This is a genomic window from Bacillus sp. MBGLi79, from assembly GCF_002953915.1.
In genome coordinates this window covers 3,955,491-3,978,917 of sequence record NZ_CP026521.1, presented here as the reverse complement: position 1 = coordinate 3,978,917, position 23,427 = coordinate 3,955,491, and the positions used below count along the sequence as shown (strand labels likewise).

Sequence of the window (23,427 nt, the reverse complement as noted above, 5' to 3'; positions counted from 1 at the left end):
AAAATGACGAAAAAGATATTGTTTTGCGCGACTGTTGATTATCACTTTAAGGCCTTTCACCTCCCTTATTTTAAATGGTTCAAGCGAATGGGCTGGGAGGTTCATGTCGCCGCGAGCGGACAAACCAAGCTGCCGTATGTGGATGAGAAATTCTCCATCCCGATTCGCAGGTCACCTTTTCACCCTCAGAATCTGTCCGTTTATAGGCAGCTGAAGAAAGTGATCGACACCCATGAATACGACATGGTTCATTGCCATACACCGGTAGGCGGCGTTCTCGCCAGGCTGGCGGCGCGGCAGGCGCGGCGGTGCGGAACGAAGGTGCTGTACACAGCACACGGCTTTCACTTCTGCAAAGGGGCGCCGATGAAAAATTGGCTTCTATACTATCCGGTCGAAAAGTGGCTTTCAGCATATACGGACTGCCTGATCACGATCAATGAAGAGGATTACACACGGGCGAAAGGACTTCAAAGGCCGGGCGGAAGGACGCAGAAAATTCACGGCATTGGCGTCAATACCGAGCGTTTCCGGCCTGTTGGCCCGCAAGAGCAGCAAAGACTCAGAGGAAAACACGGATTCCGTGAAGATGATTTTATATTGGTTTATCCGGCTGAGCTCAATGTGAACAAAAATCAGAAGCTGTTAATTGAAGCCGCAGCCTTGCTAAAAGAAAACATTCCTTCGCTACGCCTTGTGTTTGCCGGGGAAGGGGCAATGGAACAAACGTATCGAACGTTAGCTGAAAAGCTTGGCGCTTCCGCCAATGTCAGTTTTTACGGCTTTTACCGCGACATACATGAGCTGATTCAGCTTGCAGATGTATCTGTCGCATCCAGCATGAGAGAGGGCCTTGGCATGAATGTGCTTGAGGGAATGGCGGCAGAAAAACCGGCGATCGCCACAGATAACCGCGGGCATCGGGAAATCATCCGCGACGGAGAAAACGGTTTTCTGGTCAAAATCGGTGACAGTGCTGCTTTTGCCCGCCGGATTGAACAGCTTTACCATAAGCCGGAACTCTGCCGAAAGCTGGGACAGGAAGGCCGAAAAACAGCCTTGCGCTTTTCGGAGGCGCGAACGGTGGAAGAAATGGCAGATATTTATTCCGCGTACATGGATATGGATACAAAGGAGAAAAGCGTATGAACTCAGGACCGAAAGTTTCTGTCATTATGGGCATTTATAATTGCGAGCGCACGTTGGCAGAAAGCATAGAATCCATACTCAGCCAATCCTATAAAAATTGGGAGCTGATTTTGTGCGATGATGCGTCAACAGACGGCACGCTCCGCATCGCGAAGCAGTATGCCGCGCATTACAGCGACCGCATCAAACTGATTCGAAACAAAACAAACAAGCGGCTTGCCGCATCATTAAATCATTGTCTTTCGCATGCGACAGGCGATTATATCGCACGTCAGGACGGAGATGACATTTCGTTTCCGCGCCGTCTGGAAAAGCAGGTCGCGTTTTTAGAAAAACACCGCCACTATCAGGTGGTTGGCACCGGCATGCTTGTGTTTGATGAATTTGGCGTAAGAGGCACCCGCATCCTGCCTTCTGTTCCGGAGCCGGGCGTCATGGCAAAAGGGACCCCATTTTGCCACGGCACGATTATGATGAGAGCGAGTGCCTATCGCACGCTGAAAGGCTACCGGTCGGTGCGGCGGACGAGACGAATGGAGGATATCGATTTGTGGCTTCGCTTTTTTGAAGAGGGCTTCAGGGGCTATAATCTTCAAGAAGCCTTGTATAAAGTGAGGGAAGACAGCGATGCATTCAAACGGCGGTCATTTACGTATTCGATTGACAACGCCATTCTTGTCTATCAGGCGTGCAGACGCTTGAAGCTTCCTGTATCTAATTACATATATATCGCAAAACCGTTAATCCGCGCGTTTATGCCTCCAGCCGTGATGAATCGCTACCACAAAAAAAGAGTAATGAACCAAAAGGAAGGGCTTGTCAAGCATGAATAGCGGCCAAAAACGCGTGCTCCATGTTCTCAGCGGCATGAACAGGGGCGGCGCGGAAACCATGGTGATGAATTTATATCGGAAGATGGACAAAAGCAAAGTACAATTTGATTTTTTAACGTATCGAAATGATCCGTGCGCTTACGATGAAGAGATTTTATCCTTAGGCGGGCGGCTTTTTTATGTCCCGAGCATTGGCCAAAGCAATCCCCTTACATTTGTGAGGAATGTGAGAAACGCGATAAAAGAAAACGGGCCGTTCAGCGCCGTTCATGCGCATACAGATTTCCAAACGGGTTTTATCGCCCTTGCGGCAAGGCTCGCCGGAGTGCCGATTAGGGTCTGCCATTCCCACAATACGTCTTGGAAGACCGGCTTCAATTGGAAGGATCGCTTGCAGCTGATGGTGTTCAGGAGGCTCATCTTGGCGAATGCGACAGCGCTGTGTGCCTGCGGAGAGGATGCGGGCAGGTTTTTATTTGGACAGTCCAACATGGAGCGGGAGCGTGTTCACCTCCTTCCGAACGGGATTGATCTTGAGCTGTTCGCCCCAAATGGGCAGGCGGCTGATGAAGAAAAAACAGCCCGCGGTATTGCAGCTGACCGGCTCATCATTGGCCATGTGGCCCGGTTTCATGAAGTGAAAAACCATGCGTTTCTCCTGAAGCTTGCCGCACATCTCAAAGAAAGAGGCGTTCGCTTTCAGCTTGTTCTCGCAGGTGACGGGCCGCTGCGTGAGAAAATGGAAGAGGAGGCGCGGCGGCAGGATCTGTTGTCAGAGGTTCTCTTTTTAGGCACTGAAGACCGCATTCATGAATTGATGCGTACATTCGATGTATTTGTCATGCCGTCTCTGTACGAAGGCTTGCCGGTTGTGCTTGTGGAAGCGCAGGCGTCGGGGCTTCCATGCATCATTTCAGACAGCATTACAGAAAAAGTCGACGCCGGGCTCGGGCTTGTCACAAGATTAAGTCTCTCTGAGCCGATCAGCATTTGGGCTGAAACCATTGCAAGAGCGGCCGCCGCAGGCAGGCCGAAGCGCGAGCTCATCAAGGAAACACTCGCCCAACTTGGCTACGATGCACAGCAAAATGTAGGAGCGCTGCTGAATGTATACAACATCCGTACGGAAAAGGACAATAACCGATGATTGTATATGCCGTCAATATGGGGATTGTATTTGTTTGGTCTTGGTTCGCTAAAATGTGCGGCGGCCGTGACGATTCGCTTGCCACGGGGTATCGGCCGAATAAGCTTTTGATCTGGATTCCGCTCGCTTCACTTGTGCTCGTGTCAGGCCTCCGCTACCGAGTTGGCACGGATTTTCAGACGTACACACTGCTGTACGAATTGGCGGGCGATTATCAAAATGTGTGGCAGATATTCGGTTTCGGCACAGCAAAAACGGCGACAGATCCGGGGTTTACCGCACTCCTTTGGCTGATGAATTTTATCACGGAAGATCCGCAAATCATGTATTTTACGGTTGCGGCCGTGACCTATAGCTTTATTATGAAGACACTCGCCGATTATGGCAGGCCGTTTGAGCTGAGTGTCTTTTTATTTTTGGGAACCTTTCATTATTACGCGTCTTTTAACGGCATCAGGCAATACATGGTGGCAGCTGTTTTGTTTTGGGCGCTCCGTTATATCATCAGCGGGAACTGGAAGCGATATTTTCTCATTGTGCTGGTCAGCTCGCTCTTTCATTCGTCCGCGCTGATTATGATTCCAGTGTACTTTATTGTCAGAAGAAAAGCCTGGTCTCCGGCGATATTCGGCCTATCCGCTTTATTTCTCGGCATGACCTTTTTATATCAAAAATTTATTTCTGTGTTTGTCGTTGTACTTGAAAACAGCTCATACAGCCATTATGAAAAATGGCTTATGACAAACACAAATGGAATGAATGTGATCAAAATCGCTGTTTTGGTTCTGCCGCTGTTCCTTGCATTTTGCTATAAAGAACGACTGCGGAGTCTGTGGCCGCAAATTGATATTGTCGTCAATTTGTGCCTGCTAGGTTTTTTGTTCGGCCTTTTGGCCACAAAGGACGTGATTTTTGCCAGATTCAATATTTATTTCGGTCTGTATCAAATGATCCTAGTCCCTTATTTCGTCAGGATATTTGATGAAAAATCGAACGCTCTTATCTATATTGCTATCGTTGTTTGTTATTTTCTTTACAGTTATTTGCTTATGCCGGTTGATTCATCGGTTCTGCCTTACAGAACGATTTTTTCCCGGTAATTTATGCACGAGGAGCCGGTCATTATGGAAACACCTGCGGTTAGTCTGTTAGTCGCTGTTTATAACACAGAAACATATATCAGAACGTGTCTCGAATCACTGCGGAACCAGACAGTGGACAATATTGAAATCATCATCGTCAATGACGGTTCAGCTGACGCCAGCCCGGATATCGCGGAAGAATACGCCAAAATGGACAACAGGTTTAAGGTGATTCATCAGGAAAACCAGGGGCTCGGTGCGGTTCGGAATAAAGGCATTGAAGCTGCACGCGGCGAATTTATCGCGTTTATCGATTCAGACGATTGGATCGAGCCTGATTATTGCGAGCAGATGCTCCGCGCAGCAGGCGATGAAACTGATCTGGTCATTTGCAATTACGCCGCGGAGTTTGAGGATACTGGCAAAACCATGGACTCAGACATTGCCCAAACCTATCAGGATCAGCCGAAGGAGCATTATATCAAGGCATTATTCGAAGGAAAGGTCAGAGGGTTTTCATGGAACAAACTGTACAGAAGAAGCATGATTGAAGCCCATCGGCTGTCGTTTCCGCTCCGAGGCGAGCTGGAGCATGTCGAGGATCAGTTTTTCAGCTTCAGGGCTCATTTTTTCGCCCGCTCGGTATCCTATGTAAAAGCGCCGCTCTATCATTACCGAATTCACCTTTCCTCCATTGTGCAGCGCTATCAGAAAAAACTGTTTGAATCAGGGCTTGCGCTGTATGAGGCGAATGCGGCGTTTTTACAGGAGAACAACAAACTGGAGGAGTACCGCAAGGAGCTTGATACCTTTATCATTCTTCACAGCAGCCTCTGTATGCTGAATGAATGGAAAACGAGCGGCAGCCGCCGGCTGTTTGAAAAGCTTAGAAATGTTGGCATGATATGCGCGGACCCGGTGTTTCAAGAAAGTCTTTCAAAAACGGGAACAGCGCCTTTTGACGCAAAACGGTCATGCCTGCTTCTGATGGCGAAATACAGAATGATTCCGTTCGTCGCGATGGCATCGGCTGTGTATCAGCGGGTGATCGAGTACAAAATGAGAAACAGAGGGTGAGGACATGTCGTTACAATCGTTGAAAATTAATTTTGCAGAATGGCTGCTGCTTAAGGTCAAATACCCGTCCCAATATTGGCTGGGAGCGGCAGACCAGCCGGTAAAGGCCGCAGCACATCAGAAAAAAATCATACTGACCCTGCTGCCGTCCCATGACAATTTGGGAGATCACGCAATTGCTTATGCCAGCAAGGCATTTCTTGAGCAAGAATACCCGGACTTTGACATCATCGAGGTCGATATGAAGGACATTTACAAATCAGCAAAAAACCTGATCCGCTCGCGCCACCCGGAGGATATGGTCTTTATCATCGGCGGCGGAAACATGGGGGATTTATACCGTTATGAGGAATGGACTCGCCGCTTCATCATTAAAACATTTCATGACTATCGGGTTGTCCAGCTTCCGGCAACGACTCATTTTTCCGACACGAAAAAAGGGCGGAAAGAGCTGAAGCGGGCACAGAAAATTTATAATTCGCACCCGGACCTGTTGCTGATGGCACGGGATGAAACAACGTATCAATTTATGAAACAGCATTTTCAAGAAAAAACAATTCTGAAGCAGCCGGACATGGTGCTGTATTTAGACAGAAGCAAGGCCCCCGCAGAGCGCGAAGGGGTTTATATGTGTTTGCGCGAGGACCGGGAAAGCGTGCTTCAGGAGGAGCAGAGAAACCGGCTCAAAGCTGCGCTATATGAGGAATTCGGCGAGATCAATTCCTTTACGACAACTATTGGGCGCCGGGTCAGCCGCGATACACGGGAACAAGAGCTTGAAGCGCTGTGGTCTAAGCTGCAAAGCGCAGAAGCCGTCGTCACTGACAGGCTTCATGGCATGATTTTTTGCGCGCTGACAGGAACGCCGTGTGTTGTTATTCGCTCCTTTGACCATAAGGTGATGGAAGGCTATCAATGGCTGAAAGACATCCCATTCATGAAGCTGATTGAACATCCGGAGCCGGAGCGTGTAACAGCCGCAGTCAATGAGCTTTTAACAAAAGAAACACTCCGTGCCGGCTTTCCGAGAGATGTGTATTTTAAAGGTCTGCGTGACAAAATCAGCGGTGAAGCGCAATGACCCCGCTTGTCAGCATTATTGTCCCGATGTATAATGTTGAACCATTTATAGGGGAGTGCATTGATTCTTTGCTTGGCCAAACGCTTTCTGATATTGAAATCATCCTCGTGAATGACGGAACACCGGATCGGTCAGGAGACATTGCAGAGGACTATGCAAAACGGGATGCGAGAATCCGGGTCATTCATCAGAAAAACGGTGGGCTTAGTTCAGCACGAAATACGGGAATAAAGGCCGCGCGGGGCACTTACATTGGCTTTGTAGACGGAGACGATTATGTATCTTCCGCCATGTTCCAGAGACTGGCTGAAGAAGCGGAGCAAAATCGGCTCGACATCGCCGGATGCGGTTTTTACAAGCAGTCACCGGACAGGCGGACATATGTGGCGCCGCAGCTTGAGGCAAACCGCGTGCTGACAAAAAAAGAAATGACTGAATGGCTTAAATATGCTCACGAAACGAGATTTATCTGGTATGTATGGCGTTATCTTTACCGTCGTGAGCTTTTTGATAGGGCGAATCTGATGTTTGAGGAAGACATCCGTTTTGCTGAAGACTCTCCCTTCAATTTGTCCGCTTTTCGCGAAGCGGAGCGGGTGAAAATGCTTGATGAAGGATTGTACATTTATCGTGAAAACCCGAACAGCCTGACAGAAACTCCTTATAAGCCGGCGATGGATGAACATCTTCAAAAACAATATCAGGCTAAAATCGCATTCTACAATCACTATGGCTTAGCAGGCGCATGCCAAGAAGATTTGAATGTGTACATTTGCAGGCACCAGCTTCCGATGCTTTTGGCAAATGCCTGTGCTTCTTCGCGTTCGTCCAAAGACATCAAAAAGAAGATCAGACAGATTTTGTCCTATGACATGGTGCGGCAGGCTGTCAGACATACACCGTTTCAGCATGAGAAATTATTAAGAGGAGAGCGTTTGATATTGGCACTGTGTAAATGGCGGCTCGCTTTTCTCATCAAGCTGTTTTTCGAGCAGCGGAGGACGATGAAAGGCAGTGCGAAGCAGGCATGAAATTCACGATAAACTTTAGCGCGAATCTTACGGCTTTTCTCTTGTCTGTTTTCCTGTCGGTTTGGATGACGCCTTTTATTGTCAAAACGCTCGGTGTGGAAGCGTTCGGCTTTGTTCACTTGACACAAAATGTGATTAATTACTTTTCGATTATCACCGTGGCTCTCAGCTCGGTTGTCGTTCGCTTCTTTTCTGTTGCTGCCCACAGGGGAGAGCGGGAGAAAGCAAATGCGTATATCAGCAATTATTTAGCGGCCTCTGTTTTGATTTCATTGCTTCTCTTGCTGCCGCTTGCGGGCTCGGCTTTTTTTGTTGACCGCGTCATGAATGTGCCGCAAGCGCTTTTGGCTGATGTGCGTGTGTCGATTTTGATCGGCAGTCTGCTGTTTATCTTAACGTTTTTGACGGCTGGTTTCGGGGCTGCACCATTTTATGCCAACCGCCTTTACATCACCAGCTCCATTCAGGCGGTGCAAATGCTTGTACGCGTGCTGTCTGTGCTGCTCCTGTTTGCATGCTTTGCGCCAAAAATCTGGCAGATCCAGCTTGCCGCTTTAGCTGGTGCTGTCACCGCGTCTGTGCTGTCTTTCTATTTCTTCAAAAAGCTGATTCCATGGTTTTCGTTCCGTATGAAGGATCTTTCATTCCGCACAAGCAAGGAGCTGTTTCAAGCGGGCGCATGGAGCTCCGTCAATCAAATCGGCGTCCTGCTTTTTTTGCAGATTGATCTGTTAACCGCCAATTTGATGCTTGGAGCGTCCGCATCCGGGAAATACGCGGCGATTATCCAGTTTCCGCTGCTTTTGCGCAGCTTGGCCGGAACGGTCGCATCCCTGTTTGCGCCTATCATGACTTCATATTATTCAAAAGGCGATATGGACGGATTGATGAATTACGCCAATAAGGCAGTGAGGCTGAATGGCCTTTTGCTTGCACTTCCTGCTGCCTTATTGGGCGGATTGGCGGGGCCTTTTCTGACAATCTGGCTCGGACCGTCCTTTTCGTCGATAGCACCGCTTTTATTTATTCATGCCGGATACTTGGTGATCAGCCTCGCCTTTATGCCGCTGTTTTATATTTGGACCGCTTTTAATCAACAAAAAACACCGGCGATTGTTACCCTGCTGTTAGGCGCAGTGAATGTGGTGCTGGCCGTCACGCTGAGCGGGCCGGCTCATCTCGGTCTGTACGGCATAACATTGGCCGGGGCGATTTCCCTTATTTTAAAGAATGCCATCTTTACGCCGCTTTACGTATCCCGCATTACAGGCTGCAAAAAGCACGTGTTCTTTAAAGGCATCATCGGGCCTCTTTCAGCCGCTGTGTTTGCCTGGACGGTTTGTAAGGCCATGCAGTTTGTTGTGAAGATTGACGGCTGGACGTCACTGATAGCGACGGGAGTGACAGTCAGCTTTTGCTACGCTGTTTTCGCTTTTATGCTCGTTTGTACAAAAGAGGAAAGACAGCTGATACTAAAACGGTTTCGAAAAACGAAAGGAGCTGTGAATCTTTGATCCTGAAACGACTTTTTGATCTGACGGCCGCCATTTTTTTGTTGTGCTGTACGAGTGTGATCATTCTGTTCACCATCGCCGTTGTCAGGCTGAAAATAGGATCACCTGTCTTCTTTAAGCAAGTAAGGCCGGGCCTGCACGGCAAACCGTTCACCCTGTATAAGTTCCGGACAATGACGGATGAACGGGACAGTGAAGGAAATCTGCTGCCCGATGAAGTTAGGTTGACGAAAACAGGCAGGCTGATCAGAAAGCTAAGCATTGATGAGCTTCCGCAGCTTCTGAATGTTCTGAAGGGCGATCTCAGCCTTGTCGGGCCGCGGCCGCTTTTGATGGACTATCTGCCCCTTTATACAGAAAAACAGGCCCGGCGCCACGAGGTGAAGCCGGGTATCACAGGCTGGGCGCAAATCAATGGCAGAAACGCGATTTCCTGGGAAAAGAAATTTGAATTAGATGTTTGGTACGTTGACAACCGATCATTTTTTCTCGATTTGAAAATTCTATGTTTGACGGTGCGAAAGGTTCTTGTTTCAGAAGGGATTCAGCAAACCAACCATGTGACCGCGGAACGGTTTACCGGAAGCGGAGATGTGTCCTCATGAAAAACGTGGCCATTGTGGGTGACGGCGGACACGGAAAGGTGATCAGGGAGCTGATAAACGCCCGCACAGATACGCGTTTAGCCGCGGTGCTGGATGATAAATTCAAAACGTTCGAAGGCGGAAAAGAATGGTACACAGGCCCGCCGGAAGCCATTAGTGAATTGCGCAGGCTCATTCCCGATGTGCTGTTTTTGATTGCTGTTGGAAATAACAGTGTCAGAAAACAGCTGACTGAACGACTGGGACTGAAGAAAGATGATTTTATTACATTGATTCACCCGTCAGCCATCGTCAGCAAGTCGGCTGCTATCGGGGAAGGGACAGTGATCATGGCGGGCGCAATCATTCAGGCGGATGCGCGCATCGGCGCCCACTGCATCATCAATACGGGCGCAGTGGCAGAGCACGACAATCAAATCAGCGATTACGTTCATCTGTCCCCGCGTGTCACACTGTCAGGAGCGGTTTCCGTTCAGGAAGGCGCTCACGTTGGAACCGGTGCGTCCGTCATACCGCAGATCACAATCGGGGCTTGGAGCATTGTCGGCGCCGGCTCTGCGGTAATCCGTTCCATACCGGACAGGGTAACGGCGGCCGGGGCACCGGCACGCATCATTTCTGCCATTCAAACATCAAACAAAGGATGATTCTATGCATAAAAAAATCTACTTATCTCCCCCTCACATGAGCGGCAGGGAGCAGCACTATATTTCGGAAGCCTTTCGCTCAAACTGGATCGCGCCGCTTGGGCCGCTCGTGAATTTATTTGAAGAACAGCTGGCAGAACGCGTCGGTGTAAAAGCAGCAGCTGCGGTCAGCTCTGGAACGGCTGCGATTCATCTGGCGCTGCGTTTGCTTGAGGTAAAAGAAGGAGACAGCGTGTTTTGCCAGTCCTTCACATTTGTAGCAACCTCCAATCCGATTTTATATGAAAAAGCGGTGCCCGTCTTTATTGATTCTGAGCCTGACACATGGAATATGTCGCCGAAAGCCCTTGAAAGAGCATTGCAGGAAGCGAAAAGAAACGGCACTCTGCCAAAAGCGGTGATTGCCGTCAATCTATATGGGCAGAGCGCGAAAATGGATGACATCGTAAGCCTGTGTGATGCATACGGAGTTCCTGTCATTGAGGACGCAGCCGAATCTCTCGGAACAGTCTACAAAGGGAAGCATAGCGGGACATTCGGGCGCTTCGGCATTTATTCATTTAACGGGAACAAAATCATCACCACATCAGGCGGAGGGATGCTTGTTTCAAATGATGAAGCCGCAATTGAAAAAGCAAGATTTCTCGCTTCGCAGGCTCGAGAGCCGGCTGTTCATTATCAGCACAGTGAAATGGGGCATAATTACAGGCTGAGCAATATTTTAGCCGGTGTCGGCATTGCTCAGCTTGAGGTGCTGGATGAGCGCGTAGAGAAAAGAAGGACCATTTTCACGAGATACAAAAATGCGCTCGGTCACATAGACGGCGTCCGCTTTATGCCGGAGTACGCAGCAGGCATATCCAATCGCTGGCTCACCACGCTCACACTTGATAACGGGCTCAGCCCTTATGACGTAGTTCACCGTCTTGCTGAAGAAAACATTGAAGCCCGTCCGCTGTGGAAGCCGCTCCATACCCAGCCGCTATTCGATCCGGCTTTATTTTATTCTCATGAAGATACAGGAAGCGTATGCGAAGATTTGTTCAAGCGAGGAATCTGTCTCCCATCGGGGTCCAATATGACAGAAGATGAGCAAGACCGGGTCATTGAAGTGCTACTGCACTTATTCCAAACTGCCGAGGTGAAGAAATGGACAGCAAGCATTCGATGATCAGCCTGAAACAGAAACTGTCCGGGCTGCTCGACGTCATTCCGAAACAATCTGAGATCGTATATGCTGACTATCCTCTATATGGGAATGTAGGGGATTTATTTATTATGAAAGGAACAGAAGCCTTCTTTAAAGAACACGGGATTCGGGTCAGAAAACGCTGGAATCCTGACAGTTTTCCAGTCGGGCGAAAGCTGGATCCTAATCTCATCATCGTCTGCCAGGGAGGCGGAAACTTCGGGGATCTGTATCCGTATTATCAAGGCTTTAGAGAGAAAATTATCCAAACCTATCCGAACCACAAAATTGTGATCCTGCCGCAATCGATTTATTTTCAAAACAAAGACAACCTCAAGCGGACGGCGGAGATATTTTCTAAGCATGCGAATCTCCACATCATGATAAGGGAAAAAGCCTCCTATGCTACGGCACAGGCTTATTTTTCAAGAAATCACATTCAGCTTCTGCCTGATATGGCTCATCAGCTGTTTCCCGTCATTCCCACGCAGCAGCCGTCTAATCAAAAGCTGAGATTTATCCGAACAGATCATGAAGCAAACCAGGAGCTTCAGGAACACGCAAAAGCGGATAGCCACGACTGGCGCACGGTCCTGTCAGCTTCAGACCGCCGGACGATCGCTTTTCTGCAAACGCTCAACGTCCTGAACAAAAAAGCGGGCAACCCTTTGCCTATTGCGTATATATGGGGAAAATACTCGGATTATATCGTCAAAAAAGCCATTCGGTTTTTCAGCCGTTACGAATCGGTGGAAACATCAAGGCTGCACGGCCACATCTTGTCTTCTCTTCTTCAAAAAGAAAACACGGTCATTGATAATTCCTATGGGAAAAACGCCAATTACTTTCATACCTGGATGGAAGGAGTGCCAAGCACCCGGCTCATCCAGGACGCCTCAAAGAAGGAAAACCTTCCTGCTCACGTGTGAGCGGAAGGTTTATTTTGATTCTCCACGTTTGACTTTGTTGTATGCTTCATCTAAATGCTGAATCCGCTTTAAGACGACAGCGTTTTTCGTCAGCTGGTCCTGCACGAGCGTTGAGACGACGGAACGGTAGTAGCTGTTCATCGCGTGGATTTTATCCTCAGACTGATTCATTTCAATATGCTGTTTTAAATTCTCAATAAAATAAGGGACGGAAAAAAGTTCAGACATTTCTTTGGCAGCTCCTTTTTCATAAATGTATACGGTGTGATCTCAATCATGTACAATGAAGAAAGGGGAGTGAGCAAGATGGATATGAAACTTCAGCAAGTACAAGTATTAAAGCCTCAACTGACACAGGAGCTCAGGCAGGCCATCACGCTGCTTGGCTATCATTCGGCAGAGCTTGCCGAGTACATTGATGAGCTCTCACTGGAAAACCCTCTTATTGAACGAAAGGAAACAGACACACCGCCACTATCTTACCATAAAACAAATAAAAACAGGATGAATGCACAGGAAGCGGGCCTTCAATTAAGTGATCCGCAAAAAACATTGCAGGATGCGTTAAAACAGCAGTCACTCGATATGAATCTGTCAAACACTGAAAAAAAGATTTTTAATTATCTGATTTATTCGCTTGATTCAAACGGATACTTGGAAGAAGATGTTGAGGAGGCGGCACAGCGCTTATCTGTATCGGCCAAGGAAACAGAGGCTGTTTTGGCAAAACTCCAGTCACTAGAGCCGGCTGGAATCGGCGCGAGATCTTTGCAGGAATGCATCCTTCTTCAATTACAGCGGCTGCCGAACAGAAATGAACACGCGGAAATGCTTGTTTCTGCTCATTTTGATGCTTTTGCGCAAAAAAAGTGGAAAGCGCTTTCAGTGGAGACTGGAATTCCGCTTGATACCATTCAGGATATCTCAGATGATATAGCGGCTCTTCATCCAAGACCGGGTCTTCTGTTTGCCCGACCAGAGCAAGATGTGTATATCGAGCCTGACATTTTTATCACTGTAAAAAACGGGCACATTGCAGCGGAGCTGAATACCCGCTCGTTTCCCGAGATCGATCTGCATCCGCAGTACAGTACGCTTTTATCATCCGGCTCCTGTCAGGACACTGTCTCTTATTTATCCGCCAAATATCAGGAATGGCGCTGGCTGAGCCGCGCGCTGCGGCAGCGAAAACAGACAATCACGAGGATAATCAATGAGCTGATCACACGCCAAAAGGATTTCTTTCTGAAAGGGCGAAGCGCAATGAAACCGCTGACTCTCAGGGAGATAGCAGACTGCTTAAGCCTTCATGAATCAACTGTGAGCCGGGCCATTAAAGGAAAAACGATCCAAACGCCTTACGGGCTGTTTGAGATGAAACTCTTTTTCTCAGCAAAAGCCGAGGCTTCAGGAGATGGAGATGCGTCGAATTATGCAGTCAAAATGCATCTTGAAGACCTGATCAATCAAGAGGACAAAACAAAACCGCTCTCAGATCAAAAGCTTGCCGAATTGCTATATGAACAGCACGGCATCCAAATCTCGAGACGCACCGTGGCAAAATACCGCGATCAGATGAATATTCCGTCTTCGGCAGCGAGAAAACGGTATAAATAAAAACCTCCCGTGTTGGGAGGTTTTTTTTAAGGAATCATCCAGCTGAACACATGATGCTGCAAAAAGGTGATGATACAAACGAGCAGCAGCAAAAACAGACTGTGTTTAATGGTAAAGCGGAAAAGATCTGACTCCTTTCCGGCGAGTCCTACCGCGGCGCATGCCACCGCAATCGATTGCGGCGAAATCATTTTTCCTGTGACACCGCCTGAAGAGTTGGCGGCGACAGACAGAACAGGGTCCATACCGACCGATAACGCGGTGACTTTCTGCAGGTTGCCGAACAGCAGGTTGGCAGAAGTATCCGAGCCGGTAATAAAGACGCCGAGCCAGCCGAGAACAGGTGAAAAGAAGGTAAACATCGAACCCGTCAGCGCGAGTGTCATCCCGAGTGTCGTGCTCATTCCTGAGGAGTTTGTGACATAGGCAAAACCAACCACAGATGCGATGGTCAAAATCGGAAGCTTCAACTCTTGGATCGTTTCTTTAAAAACGGCTCCCCAGTCTTTCCACGAAATCGCCGTGATGAATTTTGACAGCACAGCGGCAATCAAGATGGCGGTGCCGGCCGAACCGAGCACGTCAAGCTTGTAAACCGCTTCAATCGGCGTACCGTCAGCATTGGCAATCTGATTGTTCAAAAAAGGCACACCAGGGGCAAAAGTCAGTTTTTCCCCAACAGCATTCAGCCATGTCAAGAACACAGCAGAGCCTTCATAATGCCCGGTCAGCGCGGATTTGACAGATGGAATGCCCCATACGGAAATCATCACCGTCAGCAGTAGAAATGGCGACCAAGCCTTGAAAATCTGTCCGCCGCTGTACGCAGGCGCTGTCGGATTCGTTCGCGCCGTTTCAATCGCGGCGGCCGATTCCTGTTCACCGGCAAACCGGAATGTTGTTTTCGGCTTCCACCATTTCAAAAACACAGCAAGCGCAGCCATTGAAACAAGCGCTGACAAAACATCAGGCAGCTCAGGCCCTAAAAAATTGGAACTGAGATATTGAACAACAGCAAAGGAAACACCGGATACGAGAATTGCCGGCCAGACCTCCAAGGCTTTCCTGAACCCGCTCATAATGATGATTAAATAAAGAGGAATAAATACGGATAAAAACGGCAGCTGCCGCCCGACCATTTGTGAAATCTCCATCGCCGGAATCCCTGTCGGCCCTTCTACGGCTGTAATTGGAATTCCAATTGCGCCAAAGGCGACAGGCGCCGTATTGGCGATCAAACAGATCCCCGCCGCATAAAGAGGATTAAAGCCGAGACCGACCAAAAGCGCGGCAGAAATGGCGACAGGCGCTCCGAAGCCTGCTGCCCCTTCTAAAAAAGCCCCGAATGAAAAAGCGATCAAGAGGGCTTGAAGCCGCCGGTCATCAGTAATCGAGAGAACCGAACTGCGGATGATATCAAACTGCCCCGTTTTCACAGTGATTTTATACAAAAAAACAGATGTCACAATGATCCAGCCAATCGGCAATATTCCGTAAACGGCTCCTTGTGTCGCCGACATCAGCGCTTTTTCCGCAGGCATCCGATAAACCAATACAGCAATGACAAGGGCGATCCCCAATGTGGCCAAGCCCGCTGTATACCCCTTCATCCGTTTAATCGCGAGTGCCCAAAAAAAGAAAATAATCGGTACAAGTGCGGCAAGCGCTGATAAAAGCAAATTTCCCCCTATAGGCGTATATGCCTGTGTCCATTGCATCCCAAACCCCTCCTTGAAACATAAACTGGCGTTGTATGTAAGCGGTTTCTATAGATGATATGATCATCTGATGACTGGGTAATAAGACCAGTTACCTAGCATTATATTTTGAAAAAAATCAAAGTACAAGACTTTTTGACAAAATAGTCAAAATCTTTTGGCGGCCCATAAAACAGAGTATAATAGATCGTAAACAGCCAGACCTACAAGTTACGGGGTGAATTGCATTGAAATACAAACAGATTAAAACAAAAAAAATATATGAAGAAGTAGCGGATGCACTATTAGATATGATCAAAAACGGCGAATTGAAGCCTGGAGATAAACTGGACTCTGTTCAGGCGCTTGCTGAGAGCTTTCAAGTCAGCCGTTCAGCGGTTCGAGAAGCACTTTCTGCGCTAAAAGCGATGGGGCTTGTCGAAATGAAACAGGGGGAAGGCACGTACCTGAAGGAATTTGAGCTCAATCAAATTTCTCAGCCGCTCTCAGCCGCCCTTCTCATGAAAAAAGAGGACGTCAAGCAGCTGCTCGAGGTCAGAAAACTGCTTGAACTCGGCGTGGCGTCATTAGCTGCTGAAAAAAGGACAGAAGCAGATCTCGAAAGAATTCATGATGCACTAAAGGAAATGGGGAGCATTGAAGCAGACGGGGAGTTGGGAGAGAAAGCAGATTTTGCATTTCATCTGGCGCTTGCGAACGCTTCTCAAAATGAACTTCTTAAACACTTGATGAATCACGTATCATCATTGCTGCTGGAAACAATGAGAGAAACGCGGAAAATCTGGCTGTTTTCCAAGAAGACCTCAGTTCAGCGGCTGTATGAGGAGCACGAACGGATTTACAATGCCGTGGCTGCCGGGAACGGTGCACAGGCGGAAGCCGCCATGCTGGCGCACTTGACGAATGTGGAAGATGTGCTTTCGGGATATTTCGAGGAAAATGTGCAATAACCAACTCATTTCCCGGGCAATTCTGCTGGTTCCGGATGATACGAACAACTGAGACTGAGCCGCAAATGGTTCAGTCTTTTTACATGAGGCAGCCAGGGGCTTTGTACGCTTGACATTTTTGAAAAAGAAAGTAAAATATTTTACTAAAATGAATGCGAGCTGCATTATGGAGGCAGATGCAATGGCGACAATTAAAGATATCGCGCAGGAAGCGGGATTTTCAATCTCAACCGTTTCCCGCGTTTTAAATAACGATGAAAGCCTTTCTGTTCCTGATGAGACACGGGAGAAAATCTATGAAGCGGCGGAGAAACTCAATTACCGCAAAAAAACAGTAAGGCCGCTGGTGAAACATATTGCGTTTTTATATTGGCTGACAGATAAAGAAGAATTGGAAGATGTCTATTTTAAAACGATGAGATTGGAAATAGAGAAACTGGCGAAAGCATTCAATATCGATATAACCACTTATAAAATATCAGATGGAATCGAGTGCATTCCTGAACATACGGAAGGGTTTATTGCCGTCGGCACATTTTCAGATGAAGAGCTGGCTTTCCTTAGAAATCTCACTGAAAACGGCGTCTTTATCGATTCAACTCCTGATCCCGATCATTTTGACTCGGTAAGGCCTGACTTAGCACAAATGACAAGGAAGACGGTAAACATCCTGGCTGAGAAGGGGCATAAAAGCATCGGTTTTATCGGCGGCACATACAAAAATCCGAACACCAACCAGGATGAAATGGACATCCGTGAAGAAACCTTCAGATCCTATATGAGGGAAAAAGGCATGCTGGACGAGCGGTATATTTTCTGTCATCGCGGATTCTCTGTAGAAAACGGCTACCGCCTGATGTCAGCGGCGATCGAGACATTAGGCGACCAGCTTCCGACTGCTTTTATGATCGCAGCGGACCCGATTGCAGTGGGCTGTCTGCAAGCCCTGAACGAAAAAGGAATTGCCATACCGAACAGGGTCAGTATTGTGAGTATCAACAACATCAGCTTCGCGAAGTATGTCTCACCTCCTCTGACGACGTTTCATATTGATATACATGAATTATGTAAAAACGCTGTTCAATTGCTGCTTGAACAAGTGCAGGACAAGAGAAAGACGGTAAAAACTTTATATGTGGGCGCGGAATTAATCGTCAGAAAGAGTATGAATTAAAAACGGCTTGGGATACTAAGCCGTTTTTTTAATTAGGTAAATTAATTTACCTAAAGTAGTAAATAGTTTGTTTACACATTTTCTCAAGCGTGCTATATTATTTTTAAAGCGCTTTCATTCATACCGAAAGGGTGACAATCAATGAAAATGGCAAAAAAGTGTTCCGTATTCATGCTCTGTGCAGCTGTCAGTTTATCCTTGGCGGCTTGCGGCCCAAAGGAAAGCAGCAGCGCCAAATCGAGTTCAAAAGGGTCAGAGCTTGTTGTATGGGAGGATAAAGAAAAGAGCAACGGCATTAAAGACGCCGTGGCTGCATTTGAAAAAGAGCACGATGTGAAGGTCAAAGTCGTTGAAAAACCGTATGCCAAGCAGATTGAAGATTTGCGAATGGACGGACCGGCCGGCACAGGCCCTGACGTGTTAACAATGCCAGGTGACCAAATCGGAACGGCTGTCACGGAAGGATTACTCAAGGAATTACATGTCAAAAAAGACGTTCAATCACTTTATACTGACGCTTCCATTCAGTCTCAAATGGTCGATCAAAAGCTTTATGGACTGCCAAAAGCAGTTGAAACGACTGTGCTGTTTTACAACAAAGATCTCATCTCAGAAAAGGAATTGCCCAAAACGCTGGAAGAGTGGTACGACTATTCCAAAAAGACTGCTGATGGCAGCAAATTTGGCTTTTTAGCCTTATTCGATCAAATTTATTATGCGGAAAGTGTAATGAGCGGATACGGCGGATACATTTTTGGAAAGGACAAAGACGGCAACTATAACCCGTCAGACATTGGAATCAATAATGAAGGCGCTGTCAAAGGTGCGGCGCTGATGCAGAAGTTTTACAAAGAGGGCTTATTCCCGGCAGGCATTATTGGAGAACAAGGGATTAACGTGTTGGAATCGCTGTTCACAGAAGGAAAAGCCGCCGCGATTATTTCTGGCCCATGGAATGTAGAAGCCTTCTCGAAAGCAGGAATCAATTATGGCATTACGAAACTGCCGAAGCTGGAAAATGGGAAAAACATGAGTTCCTTTATCGGCGTTAAAAGCTACAACGTCAGCGCATTTTCAAAGAATACGGAGCTGGCGCAAGAATTAGCCGTATTCCTGGCAAATGAAAGGAATTCTAAAACACGATATGAAGAGACGAAAGAAGTTCCTGCTGTAAAATCTCTAGCCAATGACCCGGCTATTATGAAAAGTGAGGCGGCACGGGCTGTTACTGAACAATCCCGTTTCTCAGAGCCAACACCAAATATTCCGGAAATGAATGAAATATGGACGCCGGCTGATTCTGCATTACAGACAGTTGCAACAGGGAAGGCGGGTCCGAAACAAGCATTGGATCAAGCAGCTGAAACGGCCAAAGGACAAATTAAGGCAAAGCACAGCGGTAAATAAAGAGAAAGCTAGATTTGTATTGTAAGAGAGGTGAAAACGGTGCAGCATCGTCAAGTCGCTTTGTTGCTTTCTATTATTCCGGGACTCGGGCAATTTTATAACAAGCAATGGATAAAAGGTATTGTCTTTCTTTTCTTAGGCGCATCGTTTTTTGCGGTCTTTGGAGATCTGCTCAATATGGGGTTTTGGGGAATCTTTACACTGGGAACAGAAGTGCCGCGGGATAATTCCGTTTTTCTGCTGGCGGAAGGAATTATCGCTGTCATCGTGACCTGCTTTGGCCTTGCGGTGTATTATGTAAATCTTCGCGATGCGTTCCAAAGCGGAAAGCAGCGTGATGAAAACAAGCCATTAAGTTCCTTAAAAGAACAATACCGGCATATCATTTCTGAGGGCTATCCTTATGTCGTCAGCGGCCCATCTTTGTTTATTCTAATTTTCGCCGTGATCTTCCCTATTTTATTCAGCTTTGCATTAGCGTTCACAAACTATGATTTGTATCATTCTCCTCCTGCAAAATTAATTGATTGGGTCGGTTTTCAAACATTCGCAAATATTTTCACAGTTGATATTTGGAGGTCGACCTTTTTTGATGTACTGGCTTGGACGGTGGTTTGGACACTTGCTGCATCCACACTGCAAGTCAGCTTGGGGATTTTTCTCGCGATCATTGTCAACCAGAAAGACCTTCGGTTTAAACGCTTTTTCCGGACGATACTGATTTTGCCATGGGCCGTTCCCGGTTTTGTGACGATTTTAATTTTTGCGGGGCTGTTTAATGATAGCTTTGGTGCGATGAATCACGACATCTTGGCTTTCTTCGGGATAGATCCGCTTCCGTGGATGACAGATGCCAATTGGTCGAGGCTTGCGTTGATTCTCATGCAGGGCTGGCTCGGATTTCCGTACATCTTTCTCGTCTCAACAGGCGTATTGCAATCCATCCCGGACGATCTGTATGAAGCAGCTACGATTGATGGCGCTTCTGTCTTTTCAAAGCTGAGATACATTACGCTTCCAATGGTGTTCATCGCCATGGCTCCGATTATCATTACTCAGTTTACGTTTAATTTTAATAACTTTAATATTATCTATCTATTTAATGGCGGAGGTCCGGCTGTAACCGGATCGACAGCCGGCGGGACAGACATCCTCGTTTCATGGATTTATAAGTTGACAATGCAGTCCAGTCAATATTCACTTGCTGCGGCTTTAACGATTTTATTATCTGTGTTTGTCATCTCCATCGCATTGTGGCAGTTCAGACAGACAAAGTCTTTTAAAGAGGAGGCATGAGGCATGCTGGCAGATATGAAGGTCAGAAAATATTTCCGTCTCCTTTTCTCTTACTTGTTGTTAGCCTTTATGGCGGTCATCATTGTTTATCCTCTCCTTTGGACGGCAGGCGCAAGCTTTAACCCCGGCAACAGCTTAATCAGCACATCCATCATTCCGAAGCATCCGACATTCGATCATTACAAGGAATTATTTGCGGGCAAGGAAAGCCTTCAATATGTGCAGTGGTATGTCAACTCAATGAAGATCAGCCTGTTTACAATGGCAGGGTCTTTGCTCTGTGTGACGTTTACGGCCTATGCGTTTTCGCGCTTTCGGTTCAAAGGGAGGAAATACGCTTTAATCCTCTTTTTATTGCTGCAAATGATTCCTCAGTTTTCGGCTTTAATCGCTTTGTTTGTATTGGCGCAAATCTTGGGCATGATCAATAGCCACTGGCTGTTAATCTTGCTTTATATCGGCGGCCTGATCCCGATGAATACGTATTTGATGAAAGGGTACATGGATTCGATTCCGATGGATTTAGACGAAAGCGCCAAGATTGACGGGGCCAGCAGCACCCGAATCTTCTTCCAAATCATTCTGCCATTATCAAAACCGATGGCGGCAGTGGTGGCCATGAACAGCTTTACAGGCCCGCTCGGAGATTTTGTGCTGTCCTCAACGATATTGAGAACGCCTGAATCATATACATTGCCCGTCGGCCTATTCAATTTAGTGAATGATGTTATGGGGGCCAGCTATACGACATTTGCGGCCGGAGCCTTGCTTATCAGCATTCCGGTTGCCGTCATCTTTATCATACTGCAAAAGAATTTTGTGTCCGGATTAACCGCAGGCGGAACAAAAGGCTAAGAGAATAAGGAGGAGAATGTGATGTCAAAGCTTGAAAAAACGCACGTAACCGAAGCAAATTTTATGCTTCATGGGGGAGACTACAACCCCGATCAGTGGCTGGATCGGCCTGATATTTTAGCTGACGATATCAAACTGATGAAGCTTTCTCATACGAATACGTTTTCTGTCGGCATTTTTGCATGGAGTGCACTTGAGCCGGAGGAGGGCGTATATCAATTTGACTGGCTGGATGATATTTTTGAGCGGATTCACAGTATAGGCGGCCGGGTCATATTAGCAACGCCAAGCGGAGCCCGTCCGGCCTGGCTGTCGCAAGCCTATCCGGAAGTTTTGCGCGTCAATGCCTCCCGCGTCAAACAGCTGCACGGCGGAAGGCACAACCACTGTCTCTCATCTAAAGTCTACCGAGAAAAAACACGGCACATCAACCGCCTATTAGCAGAACGATACGGCAATCATCCGGCGCTGTTAATGTGGCACATTTCAAACGAATACGGGGGAGATTGCCACTGTGATCTATGCCAGCATGCTTTCAGGGAGTGGCTGAAATCGAAATACGACAACAGCCTCAAAACATTGAACCGTGCGTGGTGGACTCCTTTTTGGAGCCATACATTCAATGACTGGTCACAAATTGAAAGCCCTTCGCCGATCGGTGAAAACGGCTTGCACGGCTTGAACTTAGACTGGCGCCGGTTCGTCACCGATCAAACGATTTCGTTTTATGAAAATGAAATCGTTCCGCTGAAAGAACTGACGCCTGATGTCCCTATCACAACGAACTTTATGGCTGACACGCCGGATTTAATTCCATATCAGGGCCTCGACTACAGCAAATTTGCGAAACATGTCGATGCCATCAGCTGGGACGCTTATCCTGTCTGGCACAATGACTGGGAAAGCACAGCTGATTTGGCGATGAAGGTCGGCTTTATCAATGACCTGTACCGAAGCTTGAAGCAGCAGCCTTTCTTATTAATGGAGTGTACGCCAAGCGCGGTCAATTGGCATAACGTCAATAAGGCGAAGCGCCCGGGCATGAATCTGCTGTCATCTATGCAAATGATAGCCCACGGCTCGGACAGCGTTCTCTATTTCCAATACCGCAAATCACGCGGGTCATCAGAAAAATTGCATGGGGCGGTTGTGGATCATGACAACAGCCCGAAGAACCGCGTCTTTCAAGAAGTGGCCAAGGTCGGTGAGACATTGGAACGGCTGTCCGAGGTTGTCGGAACGAAGAGGCCGGCACAAACCGCTATTTTATATGACTGGGAAAATCATTGGGCGCTCGAGGATGCTCAGGGGTTTGCGAAGGCGACAAAACGTTATCCGCAAACGCTTCAGCAGCATTACCGCACATTCTGGGAACACGATATCCCTGTCGATGTCATCACGAAAGAACAAGACTTTTCACCATATAAACTGCTCATCGTCCCGATGCTTTATTTAATCAGCGAGGACACCATTTCCCGTTTAAAAGCGTTTACAGCTGATGGCGGCATCTTAGTCATGACGTATATCAGCGGAATTGTGAATGAGCATGACTTAACATACACAGGCGGATGGCATCCGGATCTTCAAGCAATTTTCGGAATTGAGCCTCTTGAAACGGACACGCTGTATCCGAAGGATCGAAATGCTGTCAGCTACCGCGGCAAAACATACGAAATGAAGGATTATGCAACCGTGATTGATGTAAAAACTGCTTCAACAGAAGCGGTGTATCAAGAGGATTTTTACGCCCGTACGCCAGCTGTCACAAGCCATCAATATCAGCAGGGCAAGGCGTATTTTATCGGCGCGCGTTTGGAGGATCAATTTCACCGTGATTTCTATGAGGGTCTGATCACAGACCTTTCTCTTTCACCTGTTTTTCCGGTTCGGCACGGAAAAGGCGTCTCCGTACAAGCGAGGCAGGATCAGGACAATGATTATATTTTTGTCATGAATTTTACGGAAGAAAAACAGCTGGTCACGTTTGATCAGAGTGTGAAGGACATGATGACAGGAGAGATATTGTCAGGCGACCTGACGATGGAAAAGTATGAAGTAAGAATCGTAGTAAACACTCATTAGCCTGATGCTCCGCTCGATATGGGCGGATTCTTTTTTCTGTATTA

Annotated in this window: 21 protein-coding genes; 19 read left to right on the top strand and 2 right to left on the bottom strand. The window is 47.4% G+C overall.

Translation table 11 applies throughout. The features are described from left to right. Window positions 1-3 precede the first annotated feature (3 nt). The 12 genes from C1T29_RS20345 to C1T29_RS20290 are packed head-to-tail and all read left to right on the top strand — an operon-like array spanning window position 4 to window position 12,284. The gene (locus C1T29_RS20345; RefSeq protein WP_103749351.1) at window positions 4-1,149 is read left to right on the top strand and encodes a glycosyltransferase family 4 protein; all 1,146 of its coding nucleotides are present in this window, start codon (window positions 4-6) and stop codon (window positions 1,147-1,149) included. Then, window positions 1,146-1,982: a glycosyltransferase EpsE gene (gene epsE / locus C1T29_RS20340; protein ID WP_071582394.1), complete on the top strand. Its 837-nt coding sequence runs from the start codon at window positions 1,146-1,148 to the stop codon at window positions 1,980-1,982. Before C1T29_RS20345 ends, epsE begins: the two co-directional genes overlap by 4 nt. Beyond that, window positions 1,975-3,129 (top strand): glycosyltransferase family 1 protein, encoded by a 1,155-nt coding sequence (locus C1T29_RS20335; RefSeq protein WP_103749352.1) that lies wholly within the window; start codon window positions 1,975-1,977, stop codon window positions 3,127-3,129. The genes epsE and C1T29_RS20335 overlap by 8 nt, the downstream gene beginning before the upstream one ends. After that, complete coding sequence (gene epsG / locus C1T29_RS20330) at window positions 3,126-4,229, top strand: biofilm exopolysaccharide biosynthesis protein EpsG (RefSeq protein WP_095431935.1); 1,104 nt, start codon at window positions 3,126-3,128, stop codon at window positions 4,227-4,229. Before C1T29_RS20335 ends, epsG begins: the two co-directional genes overlap by 4 nt. Before the next feature lie 24 nt (window positions 4,230-4,253). Next, window positions 4,254-5,288: a glycosyltransferase family 2 protein gene (locus C1T29_RS20325; RefSeq protein WP_095431934.1), complete on the top strand. Its 1,035-nt coding sequence runs from the start codon at window positions 4,254-4,256 to the stop codon at window positions 5,286-5,288. 4 nt (window positions 5,289-5,292) lie between these two features. Next, window positions 5,293-6,369 (top strand): polysaccharide pyruvyl transferase family protein, encoded by a 1,077-nt coding sequence (locus C1T29_RS20320; protein WP_103749353.1) that lies wholly within the window; start codon window positions 5,293-5,295, stop codon window positions 6,367-6,369. Further along, a complete protein-coding gene (locus C1T29_RS20315) occupies window positions 6,366-7,400 on the top strand; it encodes a glycosyltransferase (protein WP_103749354.1) in 1,035 nt (344 codons plus the stop codon). Before C1T29_RS20320 ends, C1T29_RS20315 begins: the two co-directional genes overlap by 4 nt. Then, a complete protein-coding gene (locus C1T29_RS20310; RefSeq protein WP_103749355.1) occupies window positions 7,397-8,914 on the top strand; it encodes an MATE family efflux transporter in 1,518 nt (505 codons plus the stop codon). The genes C1T29_RS20315 and C1T29_RS20310 overlap by 4 nt, the downstream gene beginning before the upstream one ends. After that, complete coding sequence (locus C1T29_RS20305; RefSeq protein ID WP_014480945.1) at window positions 8,911-9,519, top strand: sugar transferase; 609 nt, start codon at window positions 8,911-8,913, stop codon at window positions 9,517-9,519. The genes C1T29_RS20310 and C1T29_RS20305 overlap by 4 nt, the downstream gene beginning before the upstream one ends. Then, a complete protein-coding gene (locus C1T29_RS20300) occupies window positions 9,516-10,166 on the top strand; it encodes an acetyltransferase (RefSeq protein ID WP_095431929.1) in 651 nt (216 codons plus the stop codon). The genes C1T29_RS20305 and C1T29_RS20300 overlap by 4 nt, the downstream gene beginning before the upstream one ends. A gap of 4 nt (window positions 10,167-10,170) precedes the next feature. After that, the gene (locus C1T29_RS20295) at window positions 10,171-11,337 is read left to right on the top strand and encodes a DegT/DnrJ/EryC1/StrS family aminotransferase (protein WP_103749356.1); all 1,167 of its coding nucleotides are present in this window, start codon (window positions 10,171-10,173) and stop codon (window positions 11,335-11,337) included. Beyond that, the gene (locus C1T29_RS20290) at window positions 11,316-12,284 is read left to right on the top strand and encodes a polysaccharide pyruvyl transferase family protein (RefSeq protein ID WP_103749357.1); all 969 of its coding nucleotides are present in this window, start codon (window positions 11,316-11,318) and stop codon (window positions 12,282-12,284) included. Before C1T29_RS20295 ends, C1T29_RS20290 begins: the two co-directional genes overlap by 22 nt. 9 nt (window positions 12,285-12,293) lie before the next feature. Here the strand turns inward: C1T29_RS20290 and yvfG are convergent, their stop codons facing one another. Beyond that, window positions 12,294-12,512: a protein YvfG gene (yvfG, locus tag C1T29_RS20285; protein WP_003219905.1), complete on the bottom strand. Its 219-nt coding sequence runs from the start codon at window positions 12,510-12,512 to the stop codon at window positions 12,294-12,296. A gap of 78 nt (window positions 12,513-12,590) precedes the next feature. On the opposite strand from yvfG, the gene rpoN reads away from it, so the two are divergent. Next, window positions 12,591-13,901, top strand: a complete 1,311-nt coding sequence (gene rpoN, locus C1T29_RS20280) for an RNA polymerase factor sigma-54 (RefSeq protein WP_040081761.1) — start codon at window positions 12,591-12,593, stop codon at window positions 13,899-13,901. Between the two features lie 26 nt (window positions 13,902-13,927). On the opposite strand, the gene lutP is transcribed toward rpoN, so the two are convergent. Further along, window positions 13,928-15,619: an L-lactate permease LutP gene (lutP, locus tag C1T29_RS20275; RefSeq protein ID WP_014665442.1), complete on the bottom strand. Its 1,692-nt coding sequence runs from the start codon at window positions 15,617-15,619 to the stop codon at window positions 13,928-13,930. A gap of 227 nt (window positions 15,620-15,846) precedes the next feature. Here lutP and lutR point away from each other — a divergent pair, with 227 nt between their 5' ends. From lutR to ganA, 6 genes are all read left to right on the top strand, one after another. Then, the gene (gene lutR, locus C1T29_RS20270) at window positions 15,847-16,569 is read left to right on the top strand and encodes an L-lactate utilization/bacilysin biosynthesis transcriptional regulator LutR (protein ID WP_095431925.1); all 723 of its coding nucleotides are present in this window, start codon (window positions 15,847-15,849) and stop codon (window positions 16,567-16,569) included. A gap of 181 nt (window positions 16,570-16,750) precedes the next feature. Then, window positions 16,751-17,743, top strand: coding sequence for a galactan degradation operon transcriptional regulator GanR (gene ganR / locus C1T29_RS20265; protein WP_095432028.1), 993 nt, complete (start codon window positions 16,751-16,753; stop codon window positions 17,741-17,743). 141 nt (window positions 17,744-17,884) lie between these two features. Then, window positions 17,885-19,150, top strand: coding sequence for an arabinogalactan oligomer ABC transporter substrate-binding protein GanS (gene ganS, locus C1T29_RS20260; protein ID WP_103749358.1), 1,266 nt, complete (start codon window positions 17,885-17,887; stop codon window positions 19,148-19,150). A gap of 39 nt (window positions 19,151-19,189) precedes the next feature. Beyond that, window positions 19,190-20,446, top strand: a complete 1,257-nt coding sequence (gene ganP, locus C1T29_RS20255) for a galactooligosaccharide ABC transporter permease GanP (RefSeq protein WP_103749359.1) — start codon at window positions 19,190-19,192, stop codon at window positions 20,444-20,446. A 3-nt stretch (window positions 20,447-20,449) separates the two neighbouring features. Then, window positions 20,450-21,301, top strand: coding sequence for a galactooligosaccharide ABC transporter permease GanQ (gene ganQ, locus C1T29_RS20250; protein ID WP_103749360.1), 852 nt, complete (start codon window positions 20,450-20,452; stop codon window positions 21,299-21,301). 18 nt (window positions 21,302-21,319) lie between these two features. Further along, on the top strand, window positions 21,320-23,383 hold the full coding sequence (gene ganA / locus C1T29_RS20245) for a beta-galactosidase GanA (RefSeq protein ID WP_103749361.1): 2,064 nt from the start codon (window positions 21,320-21,322) through the stop codon (window positions 23,381-23,383). Window positions 23,384-23,427 lie beyond the last annotated feature (44 nt).

Coding starts and splice junctions, on each gene's coding strand:
- C1T29_RS20345 (WP_103749351.1), top strand. CDS start 4: ATGACGAAAAAGATATTGTTTTGCGCGACTGTTGATTATCACTTTAAG.
- epsE (WP_071582394.1), top strand. CDS start 1,146: ATGAACTCAGGACCGAAAGTTTCTGTCATTATGGGCATTTATAATTGC.
- C1T29_RS20335 (WP_103749352.1), top strand. CDS start 1,975: ATGAATAGCGGCCAAAAACGCGTGCTCCATGTTCTCAGCGGCATGAAC.
- epsG (WP_095431935.1), top strand. CDS start 3,126: ATGATTGTATATGCCGTCAATATGGGGATTGTATTTGTTTGGTCTTGG.
- C1T29_RS20325 (WP_095431934.1), top strand. CDS start 4,254: ATGGAAACACCTGCGGTTAGTCTGTTAGTCGCTGTTTATAACACAGAA.
- C1T29_RS20320 (WP_103749353.1), top strand. CDS start 5,293: ATGTCGTTACAATCGTTGAAAATTAATTTTGCAGAATGGCTGCTGCTT.
- C1T29_RS20315 (WP_103749354.1), top strand. CDS start 6,366: ATGACCCCGCTTGTCAGCATTATTGTCCCGATGTATAATGTTGAACCA.
- C1T29_RS20310 (WP_103749355.1), top strand. CDS start 7,397: ATGAAATTCACGATAAACTTTAGCGCGAATCTTACGGCTTTTCTCTTG.
- C1T29_RS20300 (WP_095431929.1), top strand. CDS start 9,516: ATGAAAAACGTGGCCATTGTGGGTGACGGCGGACACGGAAAGGTGATC.
- C1T29_RS20295 (WP_103749356.1), top strand. CDS start 10,171: ATGCATAAAAAAATCTACTTATCTCCCCCTCACATGAGCGGCAGGGAG.
- C1T29_RS20290 (WP_103749357.1), top strand. CDS start 11,316: ATGGACAGCAAGCATTCGATGATCAGCCTGAAACAGAAACTGTCCGGG.
- yvfG (WP_003219905.1), bottom strand. CDS start 12,512: ATGTCTGAACTTTTTTCCGTCCCTTATTTTATTGAGAATTTAAAACAG.
- rpoN (WP_040081761.1), top strand. CDS start 12,591: ATGGATATGAAACTTCAGCAAGTACAAGTATTAAAGCCTCAACTGACA.
- lutP (WP_014665442.1), bottom strand. CDS start 15,619: ATGCAATGGACACAGGCATATACGCCTATAGGGGGAAATTTGCTTTTA.
- ganR (WP_095432028.1), top strand. CDS start 16,751: ATGGCGACAATTAAAGATATCGCGCAGGAAGCGGGATTTTCAATCTCA.
- ganS (WP_103749358.1), top strand. CDS start 17,885: ATGAAAATGGCAAAAAAGTGTTCCGTATTCATGCTCTGTGCAGCTGTC.
- ganQ (WP_103749360.1), top strand. CDS start 20,450: ATGCTGGCAGATATGAAGGTCAGAAAATATTTCCGTCTCCTTTTCTCT.